Here is a 12,988-nt window from a genome sequence, read left to right as displayed (position 1 = left end):
TAGTTCATAGATTTAGTAGTGATTGAACAACTATTGAATATATAGTGCTTCTGAGTAGGATTGACCACTTTCACTCATGGTGCCGGTTAACGAAGTATGTTGTGCATATACCCTATAATACCCACTTGATACACTTAATTGCTCCCCACCAGATATAAAAGATGAATTGGATTTAGAGTAACTATAGCTATCAACTGTACGCCATGTGCCGCTAGATAAATATTGTAAGTTTAACTTTAACCCTATTTGCTTAACTGGATTGTAGGTTGAAGTTGATCCCGATATGTTTATTGTACCATTGCCGTTATTAACTATTTTACATTGTCCTCCTGAAATGGTTTCGTAGGCTGCTGGTTTTACTATGCCACTTGCGCTTTCCGTACTTACCACAGCCCCTAGCGCAACTTGGCACCCAAGTGCCATAAAGATAGTTAAAAGTACAGGTATAAGTTTTTTCATTGTATATTGCCCCTTTCATTATTCTAAAATATAGAGTATAAAAGGAGGGTAAAAGGTTACAAGTAATTAAATCTTTAAGCTTTTTATTTTTAATCACTGCACAATATTTTTCTGACAATATGGTCTATTGCAGAAACAAGGGTATTTTTAAGAATGGCGTCTGTCGGTTCTTGATTCTTGACAAACATTTATGCTGTCGTATGATTACTATATAAACCCCGAAGAGTGATCTGCGATCTTTTTAACACTAGCCAGTGAAAGGATGAATAGGTTGAAAGTAAGGATTTTCAGTTCCCCGGATTCTCGTCTCTTAGAAAAGGAAGTCAACCAATGGTTAGAGAATAATAATTGGATCAAGGTGCTTAATATTACCCAGAGCACCGGAGCGTCCACTGTTCTCTCGATTTGGTATGATGAACCCAATGTGCCGATTCTCGGCTAAGAGCTGTTTCTTACGACCAAAAGGGATTGTCGCCTAGCTACTTTAAAGTGGTTAGCGACGATCCCTTTTAGTTAGGAAGATTGGAAACTATTCATGATTATCGACTAGAGTGAGATACTAATCCACAGTTAATCTGAACTGAGATGAATGAGGTACAAATAATGGGCGACCACATCATAATTGATTATCAGTTATTATTATTCCTAATTTTCTCCCTGGGAAGTTTTGTTTTCGTTGGATTCATTGTTTACATGATGGTGAAAGCCAGTCAGTTTCTCAAGCGTAAAGCGCTCAATGATAAAGAAGTCTTACAGAAGATGGACGAACTGATTAAGCTCCTGCAACTATCTGACAAGAGAGTCTAAAACCCCATAGAAGCTAATCCTGAGAGAACTCATTCAGCTCAAGCCACTAAACTTGATAAACAAGTAGGGGGCCATTCAAAAGCACTTTAAAGACAAGTAATTAGCCACTTCCCTATATATCTATTAACCCGCATCAAAATCCAATTTATTAGGAAATACTAAGACAACTAAGCAAGGATTCTTGCATTTCCAAAAGGATGGTGTTTATGAAGGTTTCACTTTTTGCAACCTGCCTTACGAATGCCTTGTACCCTGATGTGGATCTAACAATGGCCAAAATACTAAAACATTTAGGCCATACCGTTGACGTACCTGAAGGACAAGTCTGTTGCGGACAAATAGCTTTTAATTCGGGCTATGTTGATGATGCCCGAGAGGTTGCCCGAACTCTGATCGATTCTTTTGAACGCAGCGAAGTAGTAGTAGGCCCCAGCGGTTCCTGTATCGCCATGATTCATCACTATTACCCTACTTTATTTGAGAACGAACCTGCTTACCTTAAAAAGGTGGAAGACCTGATCCATAAAAGTTATGAATTCACCCAGTTTGTTGTCGATGTCTTGAAGAAACCGGATCTGGGAGCACACTACAAAGCTAAAGCCACTTACCATCCCTCTTGCCATGCCACAAGGCTCTTAGGAATTGGAGAGGCGCCTCTAAAATTGCTTCAACACGTAAAAGGGCTAGAACTGCTCCCGTTACCTGAAGCCCGGCTTTGCTGCGGGTTTGGAGGTACTTTCTCCGTTAAAATGCCCAAGATCTCAGAGGCAATGGTTGCTGAAAAGGCACAGCATGTTCTGGATTCCGGAGCAGATATTCTCCTGGGGCTTGACATGGGCTGTCTAATGAATATTTCCGGTTACTTGGAGAAGATTAACAAGCCCGTCAAGACTATGCACATCATTCAGTTACTCGGGGAGGGGATGAAATCATGACCATGTACAACCAAACCACCGATGAAAGGGTGGATAAGGCCCTCGCCAATAGCTTTTTACGACAAGCCACTCGCCGGGCCACTGATCGTTTAAGAAACAATAAGTATAAGGCAGCTGACGAACTGGGAAATTGGGAAGAATGGCGGGCAGCGGGTGAAGCAATTCGCAAAAATGTCATCTCTAATCTCGATTATTATTTGAATCAACTCATCGAACAAATGGAAAAACGAGGAGTTCATGTGCATCTGGCGAAAACTCCGGCAGACGCTGTGGCCGTGGTACGTAAGATAGTTCGTGAGCATAATGCCAAAAATGTCCTCAAATCAAAATCCATGATCTCTGAAGAAATCCACCTTAATCATGCTTTAGAGGAGGATGGTGTGGAGGTTGTCGAAACAGATTTAGGAGAGTACATCATCCAAATTGCCAGCGAACCCCCTTCCCATATCATTGTGCCGGCAATGCATAAAACCCGCCAACAAGTTGCTGATTTATTCGAGCCTATCGCCGGTCATGCCTTAAGCTCTGACACCCCTACCCTCACTCGATTCGTACGCACCCAAATGAGGGAAAAGTTTCTCCGGGGAGATATTGGAATCACCGGCTGTAACTTTGCCGTAGCCAGTACAGGGAGCATTGTGATGGTGACTAACGAAGGAAATGGGAGAATGGTCAGTACTCTTCCCCGAGTTCAGATTACCCTCATGGGCATGGAGCGTATCGTACCTTCCTTTCGGGAGTTAGACATCTTACTTAATCTACTTGCTCGCAGTGCCACAGGACAGCGTCTCTCAAGTTATACAACCATCCTTACTCCCCCCAAGGATAAAGCAGACCCAGACGGCCCAGAAGAATATCACCTGGTAATTCTGGATCATAACCGTTCCGAGATTTTGGGGGATAAACTCTTCCGCTCATCCTTAAACTGTATACGCTGCGGAGCATGCTTCAATGTATGCCCAGTCTATCGGCAACTTGGCGGACATGCTTATGGTTCTGTCTATTCCGGGCCAATTGGCTCAGTGATCACGCCTTTATTGGAGAAAGACTGGAAAAAGTGGGGGCATCTGCCCTATTTCTCTTCCTTATGCGGAGCTTGTTCAGAAGCCTGTCCCGTCCGCATCCCTCTCCACGATCTCTTAGTCAAGCTAAGAATGCGCAAAACCCAGAGCGGTCACACTCCTCAAGTTGAGCGCCAGATTTTTAAAGCTTATCGTTATTTCTTCACTCGTGAGAAAACCCTGCGCCGAGCACTTCGGCTGGGCGCGCGTCTGCAGTGGCCCTTTGTCCGAAATCAGAGAATTACCGGCGGCCCGCCGCCACTTTCCAACTGGACCAATAGCCGCACTCTGCCAATGGTGGCACCTAAACCCTTTATGCAACTATGGGCTGATTTAAAGAATAAGAGGTGAACGCAATGAGCAATACCAGTGATTTTATCAGTAACTTGGCAGCAAAACTGGGGCGGCCTACCCCTACTGAGCCTCCTCCGCAAGTTGAACTCTCTGTACCTCAGTATCGGTTATCCAACACAGCAGAACGAGTCTCAATTTTTATGCAGAATTGGCAAGCCCTTGGAGGTAAAGGAGCCATCGTTAGATCTGCCGACGAAACTCTTCAGTGTCTCAAAGAATGGTTCGGTGAGCAGCCGATTGCTTGGTTTAAGGAGAATTCTCAAGCTCTACTGGCCTGGGATACACTCCCCACCGTCGCTGAGTCAGCCTTTTCTTCCTTGAATTGGCCTCTTACTCGTTATAGTCAATCAGCCTTTGATCCTCACCACCGCTACTCCATCGCAGCCAATGCCGAACTTGGAATTACCGGTTCTGATTGGGGAATCTCACTTTCCGGCACAGTTGTAGTGAAAAGTGATCCTTTCAGAGGCCGGGCCATAAGTTTGCTTCCCCCCAGGCATCTTTCCTTCATCGAAAGTACCAAGATACAGGACAACCTCTTCAATGTCCTTGAAGAGGTTGCCGCTTTAGGAAGTCCACCCGCTGCTATTGAAATGATCTCAGGCCCCAGCCGCACCTCGGATATTGAGATGGATCTATCCATTGGCGTACACGGACCGATTGAAGTCTATGTCATAGTTATCGACCATTAGACGAAATACTCAACTTGAGCTAAGGGGAAGTAGTTCTTAACCTGCTCCAGAAAAAACTCTTTCATCTCGATCATTTCTTCCGGTTGATAGAGATACTTTCCGTAACCAAACTGACCATATTTAAACTTGCGTTCTTCCTCGTTCATAGGTAAGGATGATTTCGGGAAGATATCTAAGATATTTGTCTTAGCCCTCGCAGTAAAGCGATGAGAGATAAATTCCAGGGATAATTGTTGAGCAGACCAACCGGAGGGAGCCCTTTTTACCAGTTCTTCAGCTGACCGTTCCATAAGCTTTTGATACGCTTCCTGCCAGCCCGGAAATCGGAAAATCGGAGCGATAATAAAGCCTAAGGGATAGTCAGCTTTTAAAACTTTACCCGCGGCAATAATCCGCTGCTCCGGAGCAGGAGTTCCGTGTTCATACTTCTCCACAACCTCATCACAATTCAAACTAAAGCGAAAGCGGGTATGTCCTTCATGTTTAGCATCAAGCAAGCTTTGAATATCTGTGTACTTTGTGACAAAGCGAAAACGTCCGTTAGTCTCCCGTCCGAAGAATTCAATGGCTCGCTTTAAAGACCCGGTATAACGCTCCACCGGAACCGGATCAGAGGTTGCCGCTCCTTCAAACTGAGTAATCTCCGGAAGTCGCTCCTCTATCAGTTTGGCGGCAATATCTAAAATCTCTTCTAAATTCACATAGACTCTGATATAAGGCTTTTTCCCTAGGGTAGTAGCCAGATAGCAGTATTCACACATACCAGGACAGCTGGTGACCAGAGGCAGTTGATAATGAGCAGAGGGTTTACAGGATTGAAACTTCTCGCTGCGACGGACGCCGATCACTAATGTCCTCTTGGCCTCGCCATATTGGGCAGCAGGAGTATCCCCGGGAATTCCGGTTATACGATTATGAGAGGAAGTAGGTTTGATCGGCACTCCTTGGCTCCGAAACTGTTCTACTAAGGATTTTCCTAGGGGATAATCCAGGGCACTTGGCTCGTAAAAGACCCGGGTAGGTCTGAATTCTAGCGACATTTTTCTTCACCTCAGGCTTAGGTTACCCTAAGAGCGCCCAACTAAAACTTACCGGACTTAAAAATTGAAACAAAAAGCCAAAGTAACATCAGCCCGGCCATGGCAGCACCAATCTCAATCACAGAGATCTGCCAAAACATAATCGGCTCCTGGCCCAAGGCAGATGCTACAATAATCCCCGCCATCACAATGCTAAAGGACAATAATACAATACTAAACGAAATCTGATTTGTAATTCGATCCAATTTTCGCAGAAAAACATCCAGCTCCGGGACACTGACTTCCAGGCGAATACGCCCTCGCACTAGATTCCCCATCAAATCCTTCATTTGTTTAGGCAGCTCTACCAGAAGATCACCATAATCCGAGACATTATGCCATAGCCTGCCGGCAATAGTACTTGGCCTGTAGCGTTCCTTTAAAAGCTGAATCCCAAAAGGTTCTGCCATGTCCATAATACTCAGCTGAGGATCTAACTTTTCCACAATCCCTTCAAGAATAAGCAGGCATTTGGCAACCATGGTAAAATCCGAAGGAATGCGAATCTGATGGCGAAAGGCAACCTCAAAAAGATCGCTGATCGCTTCTCCCAGGCTAATCCGACTCATAGGGACATCCATATACTTTTCTCGCAATTCATCCACATCATTACTCAGCAAAAGTAAATTAACATCCTCCGGAACGATGCCGATGCGCAAGACTGCCTTAATCATAGCTTCTGTGTTCTGACGCATCATGGCAATAATTAAGGAAGCAAAATTATGTTTCATATCTAAAGTAAGTCTTCCAACCATGCCAAAATCAATGAAAGAAATAACTCCCCCCTTCAGGAGAAATATATTCCCGGGATGAGGGTCGGCATGAAAAAAACCTGCAATTAAAATCTGATGAAAAAGCGCCTGGACGAGCTTTTCTGCCAAAATTTTATGATCATACCCATTCTGCTCCAGAGCTTCAAACTGATTAAGCCTCAAGCCCTCTACAAATTCCAAGGTAAGTACTTTTCGAGTGGAATAATCCCAATAAATCGAAGGGATGTGAACACCTTTATTATTTTTAAACTGCTTAGCTATCTTCTCCGCATTTCTGCCTTCTATGGAATAATCCAACTCGTTGCGCAATGACTTAGCAAATTCTTCTACCACATCTCGCAGTTGAAGACGTTCCATTCGTTTCATACGGTGTTCTGCCAATGTGGCTAGGTCAAGAAGTATCTCCAGGTCAGTTTCAATCATTGTTTTGATGCGGGGCCGCTGCACCTTAACCGCAACCTGCTCTCCGGTAGATCTGAGACGAGCACGATGTACCTGTCCAATTGACGCCGCAGCAATTACTGTTTTATCAAAGGATGAGAAGATATCAGATAGAGGTGAGCCTAATTCTTCCTCAATAATAGTCGTTACTTCCTCGAAGGAGAAGGACGGGACATTTTCTTGCAACTTTTCCAGTTCACAAAGTATTTCCTGGGGGAAGATATCAGCTCGGGTGCTGGCAATCTGACCGATTTTTATGTATGTAGGACCTAATTCTTCAATAACTAAGCGTATCCTCTCTCCTATTGACAGCGGATCTATCTCTTCTGTGTCTGTGAAAAGTCGCTTAGGTAAAGAAAGCATATGTAAAAGCCCCATCTCCTCCACAAAAAAACCAAAACCGTGGCGAGCTAAGACCTTAGCAACATCTCGATAGCGCTTAATATGGCGTATTCTTTTCCCAATCATAAGAATTCGTCCCCTTTATTCTTAGTGCGTGATTCATAGGTGCAGAATATATAGAGGGCCTGAATTATTCAGGCCCTAAAATTTTCCCAACTGAGTCCCGCTCTCCGGGTGTTTTACCGATTCTAATTACTGTTTATTTTCGAGCTCTTGAATTCGCTTTTCCAAACGCTCCAGATCAGCTTTGTTAGGAATATTGAGATCTTTAAGCACTTTTTCTAATTGCTCATGAATTCGAGCATTCAGTTGCTTATGCTCAGCTTCCCCCTTCTCTAACAGCTCATTGATTAGATCCTTGGATTCAGCAGTTGACACTTCACCTTTTTTAACCAATTCATCTACTAGCTTTTCAATTTGTTCTTTACTTACTACCGCTAGTCCTAAACCCAAGGACAAGCCCTTTTTGATAAGGTCTTTCACAACCACATCTCCTCCTTACTTTTTGAACCTTATTTGAATTATTATTCCTTTTATTATAACTCTTAATATCTTTATTACACTAATGATTGTTTACAAAAATGGTATAACTTATTTATTAGTTCTTGAAATAATATTTAAATGGACTCATTTCAATTGTCTTATAATCCAACATCTACCAAGGACAAGCTGATAATTATCAGTTATACTAAGGAAACAACTTAAGTCAGCGCATATGGTTGTGAGTCAGCCTAATCCCTTCACCCAGTTTAGTTGGAATCAAAGTACTAAATTAAGAATACGGTCGGCCCTCTCACCCATGTAACCATATACAAAGTCCTGTACAAAAACGAATCAATTAAAATTGAAATGGAAGGAATGAACTGTGTGAAAACTTTAAAAAACAATAAATGGTGGTCTCTGATTCTAGTCCCCATCTTTTCTACATCTTTGTTTGTGACTATTCTCACAGCCGCACCTTTAACAATCACTGAAAAAATGGATACAGAAGAAATTCAAACTATAGCCGTCTCGACAACAGAAGTGCCAAAGAATGCAGCTGAACAACAACCAACCTCAGAACCTCAATCAACTGTTAACACCCCAAATCCAAATACCCCTACTTCAATTTCCAGTTCTACACCGGCACCGACAAGTACTCCAGTCAAGACAGCTCAGCCACAGACAAGCAGATCGACTAGTACCAGCAGTACTACCAGTAAAACTACTGCTGCCAAAGCAACCACTCAACCCACAAAAGCCAGTGCCATTATATCAACCGGCAAACAATACCTGGGGGTAAAATATGTCTATGGTGGTACTACGCCGGCAGGATTTGACTGTTCAGGTTTCGTCCAATATGTTTTTGCTAAGCATGGAATTACTTTGCCTAGGGTTTCTAGGGATCAGTATAAAATTGGAACCTCCGTCTCCTATAGTAATCTACAACCGGGAGATTTAGTATTCTTCTCATTGGCTAAAAACGGAGTCGTAGACCATGAGGGTATTTATATTGGGAACGGTCAATTTATTAATGCCGCAAGTTCTAAAGGGGTTACGATCTATACTTTGGGAACCTATTGGCAATCCGCCTACGTCGGAGCAAAACGAGTATTGTAATCTTGGAGTAAGGTTATCCTTACCTTACAACAGAATAATCTTAAAGCGGGTGTATAACTTTTAATATGTTATACACCCGCTTTCGTAATACGGTAATAAGTATTTCCCTGCTATTAGTCCCTTAACGGTGGGGAGACATGCACTCTAAAATTATGATTCCAGTTTTGAATTACCGCTACTTCAATCAGAGTAGCTAAGTTTCGTCCCGGTCGCACAGGGATTAAAATTTCTGGAACCGAAATTCCTAAAATCTGTCTTGTTTTAGGTGGTTCAAGTCCAATTCGGTCATAATCCTTATCTTGCTGCCATTCTTCTAAATGCACAATAAAATTAATGACTTTTTCTTCTCTCACTGAACCCGCCCCAAAAAGAGTGGTTACATCAAGTATTCCTAAGCCCCGCACTTCAAGCTGATTTCGAATTCGTTTAGGAGCAGTACCCAACAATCTTTCTTCGTCCACTCGGCGAACTTTGACGACATCAGCGGCCACTAATAAATGGCCTCTCTTTATAAGCTCTAAAGCTGCCTCGCTTTTTCCAATGCCTCTCTCCCCGGTGATCATTAATCCTACTCCATAAACATCAACTAACACCCCCTGAACATTGGTACTGGGAGCCAACTGATTAATTAGGTAACGAATTAGCAGGTAAAATAGTTGAGTTGAAGAGCGAGGAGTTGTTAAAAGAGGAATCTTCCGTTCACTAGCTAACTCGATAAACTCTAGTGGAATTGTTAAACCGCGGGTAATAATAACACAAGGTACTTCCGAAAGCATAACTTGAGAGAGTTTTGAACGACGTACTGAATCATCAAATTGCTGAAGTAGTCCTAATTCAGTTCTGCCGTATACTTGAATACGCTGAGGTGTCAAGTGTTCTAAATATCCGGCTAATTCAGCACTCGGACGTTTCAAGCTATATTCCGTAATTTCCTTGTCCAATCCCACATGCCCTGCTAAGACCTCAAAATTAAATTTTTCCACTAACTGGTTTACCGTAAGCAATATAAACCCTCTTTCCTAAAGGGAGGCAGTCCCTCTGTTTTTTCTTATAGTTTGCTACTATAGTCATCTATTATAAACTATTTCCGTAAATCTCGCCTCTTTTTGGTGATATTGATTATTTACAATACCCCCTTGTTGCCCTTATTCTAAGGTAAGATCATATTCATTACTTTCCCTTAAAGCCGTCGTATAGAGGAGGTAGAACTTTGAAGAAACAAGCTGTAGTGATAAACCCTAAGGATAATGTTGCCACAGTTGTAGCTGACTTATCAGCTAATTCAACTGTCCATTTTTTCATTGATCACACTGAACACGCACTTACACTCCTGGAAGACATTCCTCTCGGGCACAAAATTGCTATTCAAGAAATACAGGCCGGACAAGATATCATCAAATATGCTGAAAGCATTGGGGCTGCCACTGAATTAATCCAGCCAGGCCGGCATGTTCACGTCCACAATATGGAAAGTCTTCGTGGACGCAAGGATAAGTAAAGCAAAGTTAGATAACTTCCGAAGTGAAGGATCATTGATCTTAGGAGGCTGTATACATGGAGATTCTAGGTTATCGACGTCCCGATGGCAAAGTAGGAATACGTAATCATATTTTAATAATCCCTACATCCGTCTGTGCAAGCACCGTTGCTGCAAATATCGCCCGCCAAATCCCCGATGCCGTTGCCCTTCCCAATCAACACGGCTGCTGTCAAATAGGCCCAGATCACCTGCAAACCCTTCGAACCCTTGTTGGGTTTGGCAAGAATCCAAATGTCGCAGCAGTTTTAGTAGTTGGCTTAGGCTGTGAGGGAATACCTATACAGGAAACCGCCGCAGAAATAGCAGCCTCCGGAAAACCGATTGAAGTGGTGATTATCCAGGAAATTGGCGGCACTTTAAAAGCTGAAGCCGAAGGCTTACGTAAAGCCAGTGAATTAGTACGTCAAGTCTCTCATCAGCAACCGGCAAAAGTTGATATCAGTGAGTTAAGTTTAGCCATTGAATGCGGGGGATCAGACTTCACTTCAGGCCTCGCTTCAAACCCTGCAGTAGGAATCGCTGCCGATCTGTTAGTTGCAGCCGGGGGCAATGTCATGCTGTCCGAAACCACCGAATTTATTGGTGCAGAACATGTTCTGGCCCGTCGCGCCAAGACTCCGGAAGTTGCGGAAAAGCTATTCAAAATAGTCCATGACTGTGAAGAACGCGCCAAGTATTTGAATATCGACATTCGTGACGGTCAACCTACACCGGGCAATATTGCCGGCGGTATTACTTCAATAGAAGAAAAGTCCTTAGGTTGTATCTATAAAGCCGGTCATGCTCCCATCCAAGACGTCCTTCAGTACGGAGAAATCCCCAAGGGAAAAGGTCTGTATGTTATGGACACCCCCGGTCAAGATATTGAATCTATAACGGGAATGCTAGCCGGAGGCGCTACCATTGTAATCTTTACCACAGGCCGAGGAACTCCCACCGGTTCCCCCATAGCCCCTGTTATTAAGATCACAGCGAATCCACGGACATTTGAGCTAATGGAAGACAACATTGACCTAGATGCATCTCCTATTATCTCTGGTGAAGAAACCATTGAGCAAGTCGGAAATCGAATATTTGAAGAGATTATTTCTGTGTCAAATGGACGCCGAACCAAAGCGGAGAGCTTAGGCTATAAAGAATTTGGAATTTACAAGATTGCTCCGACCTATTAAACAGGTTACTCTTTATCACCCCCTACTTAAAGAATATTCTAACATCTTTAGGCTCTTTTTTACAATGGTACTTTAAGTAAGTCAAGTTCTTATAGCTTCAGATGTATCTCATCCTCACCGCTAAAGTTGTTCTATGTACCCTCACCCGGGTTTCATCACTGGATGCTTTCGTACTTGTAGAAGGTGAGTCTTACGGCTGGCAATCATCGGATAAATAAATAAAGCCAGCTGAAAGTAGTATCTACTTCCTCAGCTGGCTCTTAATTAACCGCGAATACTATCTAAGGTCTGCTTAATCTCTACTAGGAATTGCTCCGTACTGACTGTTTTCTTATTAGGAAGTTCGGAGATCAGCGCCAAGTCCTTTGTCATAATCCCCGATTCAATAGTTTTCAAGGAAGCCTCCTCCAATTGATTCGCAAATTCAACCAGCTCATTCAAGCCGTCAAGTTCTCCCCGCTTTCTCAAGGCCCCGGACCAAGCAAAGATCGTCGCCATGGAGTTTGTCGAGGTTTCCTCACCTTTCAGATGTTTGTAATAATGCCGGGTTACAGTGCCATGGGCTGCTTCATACTCAAAATTTCCCTCCGGGGAAACTAATACTGAGGTCATCATTGCCAAGCTACCAAAAGCCGTAGCTATCATATCTGACATGACATCACCATCGTAGTTTTTGCAGGCCCATATGTACCCTCCCTCAGAACGAATCACGCGAGCAACTGCATCATCAATTAGGGTATAGAAGTACTCTATCTGGGCCTCTTCAAATTTCTCCTTATACTCCCGGTCATAAATATCTTGAAAAATATCTTTAAAGGTGTGGTCATACTGCTTTGAAATCGTATCTTTAGTAGAAAACCATAAATCCTGCTTCAAATCCAGGGCATAATTAAAACAGGAGCGGGCAAAGCTTTCGATTGAACTATCAAGATTGTGCATTCCCATGAGAACACCCTTATCTTTATATTCAAAAATCGTTTGACGAGACACTTCCCCTTTTTCATTGGTGAATACCAGCTCGGCCTTACCCGGCTCGCTTACTCTATACTCTACATTTCTATAGACATCTCCATAAGCATGACGTGCAATAATAATAGGTTTTTTCCAGGTAGGCACCAATGGTCGAATACCTTCGGCAATAATAGGCGCTCGAAACACCGTTCCATCAAGAATCGCTCTAATGGTGCCATTAGGGCTTTTCCACATTTCCTTAAGATTATACTCTTCTACTCTTTGAGCATTCGGAGTAATTGTCGCACACTTTACAGCAACGCCATATTTCTGGGTAGCTTTCGCTGAATCAATAGTTATTTGATCCTCTGTGTCATCCCGTTTCCGCAAACCAAGATCAAAGTACTCTGTTTTTAAATCAATGTAGGGTTGTAATAAGATTTCTTTAATGGATTTCCAGATGATTCTAGTCATCTCATCTCCATCCATTTCAACTAACGGGGTCTTCATCTGAATTTTCTGCACGGTTCTGTTTCCTCCTTAGTATACCTCCTTGAATATCTAGGACTGATCCTAAAATCCAATGTTTTTATACTTCGACAATCAAAAGGTTTTCTCCTGTCCCTAAACCCCTTTTGGCAGCAGTTATACAGCATACAACAATATGCTCAAAAGTGCCTAGCATTGGCAAGTGTTATCAACTAGCATTAGCAATGTACTCAT

At 43.0% G+C, this 12,988-nt stretch carries 14 protein-coding genes; 8 read left to right on the top strand and 6 right to left on the bottom strand.

Annotation, left to right across the window (positions count from 1 at the left end; genetic code table 11):
- Positions 1 to 30: 30 nt before the first annotated feature.
- Positions 31 to 459, bottom strand: coding sequence for a hypothetical protein (locus DESMER_RS07290; RefSeq protein WP_014902422.1), 429 nt, complete (start codon positions 457 to 459; stop codon positions 31 to 33).
- Positions 460 to 730: 271 nt separating this feature from the next.
- Between DESMER_RS07290 and DESMER_RS23925 the strand changes: the two genes are divergently transcribed.
- The 5 genes from DESMER_RS23925 (at position 731) to DESMER_RS07270 (ending at position 4,308) form a co-directional block, all read left to right on the top strand.
- Positions 731 to 901 carry a hypothetical protein gene (locus DESMER_RS23925; protein ID WP_169315534.1) on the top strand — a complete coding sequence of 57 codons (171 nt, stop codon included), beginning with the start codon at positions 731 to 733 and terminating at the stop codon, positions 899 to 901.
- A gap of 161 nt (positions 902 to 1,062) precedes the next feature.
- Positions 1,063 to 1,266 (top strand): hypothetical protein, encoded by a 204-nt coding sequence (locus DESMER_RS07285; protein WP_014902421.1) that lies wholly within the window; start codon positions 1,063 to 1,065, stop codon positions 1,264 to 1,266.
- 206 nt (positions 1,267 to 1,472) lie between these two features.
- Positions 1,473 to 2,201 (top strand): (Fe-S)-binding protein, encoded by a 729-nt coding sequence (locus DESMER_RS07280; RefSeq protein ID WP_014902420.1) that lies wholly within the window; start codon positions 1,473 to 1,475, stop codon positions 2,199 to 2,201.
- The gene (locus tag DESMER_RS07275) at positions 2,198 to 3,613 is read left to right on the top strand and encodes a LutB/LldF family L-lactate oxidation iron-sulfur protein (protein WP_014902419.1); all 1,416 of its coding nucleotides are present in this window, start codon (positions 2,198 to 2,200) and stop codon (positions 3,611 to 3,613) included. The genes DESMER_RS07280 and DESMER_RS07275 overlap by 4 nt, the downstream gene beginning before the upstream one ends.
- A 5-nt stretch (positions 3,614 to 3,618) precedes the next feature.
- A complete protein-coding gene (locus DESMER_RS07270) occupies positions 3,619 to 4,308 on the top strand; it encodes a LutC/YkgG family protein (protein ID WP_014902418.1) in 690 nt (229 codons plus the stop codon).
- Here DESMER_RS07270 and splB read toward each other — a convergent pair.
- The 3 genes from splB to DESMER_RS07255 form a co-directional block, all read right to left on the bottom strand.
- Complete coding sequence (gene splB, locus DESMER_RS07265) at positions 4,305 to 5,348, bottom strand: spore photoproduct lyase (protein ID WP_014902417.1); 1,044 nt, start codon at positions 5,346 to 5,348, stop codon at positions 4,305 to 4,307. The genes DESMER_RS07270 and splB overlap by 4 nt on opposite strands.
- A gap of 41 nt (positions 5,349 to 5,389) precedes the next feature.
- Positions 5,390 to 7,069, bottom strand: a complete 1,680-nt coding sequence (locus DESMER_RS07260) for an ABC1 kinase family protein (protein ID WP_014902416.1) — start codon at positions 7,067 to 7,069, stop codon at positions 5,390 to 5,392.
- A 126-nt stretch (positions 7,070 to 7,195) separates the two neighbouring features.
- The gene (locus DESMER_RS07255; RefSeq protein ID WP_014902415.1) at positions 7,196 to 7,486 is read right to left on the bottom strand and encodes a phasin family protein; all 291 of its coding nucleotides are present in this window, start codon (positions 7,484 to 7,486) and stop codon (positions 7,196 to 7,198) included.
- Between the two features lie 384 nt (positions 7,487 to 7,870).
- Between DESMER_RS07255 and DESMER_RS07250 the strand changes: the two genes are divergently transcribed.
- Positions 7,871 to 8,602, top strand: a complete 732-nt coding sequence (locus DESMER_RS07250) for a C40 family peptidase (RefSeq protein ID WP_014902414.1) — start codon at positions 7,871 to 7,873, stop codon at positions 8,600 to 8,602.
- Positions 8,603 to 8,715: 113 nt separating this feature from the next.
- Here the strand turns inward: DESMER_RS07250 and hprK are convergent, their stop codons facing one another.
- The gene (hprK, locus tag DESMER_RS07245) at positions 8,716 to 9,606 is read right to left on the bottom strand and encodes an HPr(Ser) kinase/phosphatase (RefSeq protein WP_014902413.1); all 891 of its coding nucleotides are present in this window, start codon (positions 9,604 to 9,606) and stop codon (positions 8,716 to 8,718) included.
- A 206-nt stretch (positions 9,607 to 9,812) separates the two neighbouring features.
- Between hprK and DESMER_RS07240 the strand changes: the two genes are divergently transcribed.
- Positions 9,813 to 10,100, top strand: a complete 288-nt coding sequence (locus DESMER_RS07240; RefSeq protein WP_014902412.1) for a UxaA family hydrolase — start codon at positions 9,813 to 9,815, stop codon at positions 10,098 to 10,100.
- A 56-nt stretch (positions 10,101 to 10,156) separates the two neighbouring features.
- Positions 10,157 to 11,314, top strand: a complete 1,158-nt coding sequence (locus tag DESMER_RS07235) for a UxaA family hydrolase (RefSeq protein ID WP_014902411.1) — start codon at positions 10,157 to 10,159, stop codon at positions 11,312 to 11,314.
- A gap of 264 nt (positions 11,315 to 11,578) precedes the next feature.
- On the opposite strand, the gene DESMER_RS07230 is transcribed toward DESMER_RS07235, so the two are convergent.
- Entirely contained in the window at positions 11,579 to 12,790 is a 1,212-nt protein-coding gene (locus tag DESMER_RS07230) for an NADP-dependent isocitrate dehydrogenase (RefSeq protein WP_014902410.1), read from the bottom strand.
- Positions 12,791 to 12,988: the final 198 nt, after the last annotated feature.

It is taken from the genome of Desulfosporosinus meridiei DSM 13257, assembly GCF_000231385.2.
GTDB classification, from domain to species: domain Bacteria; phylum Bacillota; class Desulfitobacteriia; order Desulfitobacteriales; family Desulfitobacteriaceae; genus Desulfosporosinus; species Desulfosporosinus meridiei.
The sequence above is the reverse complement of the archived record's forward strand: the minus strand, read 5'-3'. Positions and strand labels throughout refer to the sequence as shown.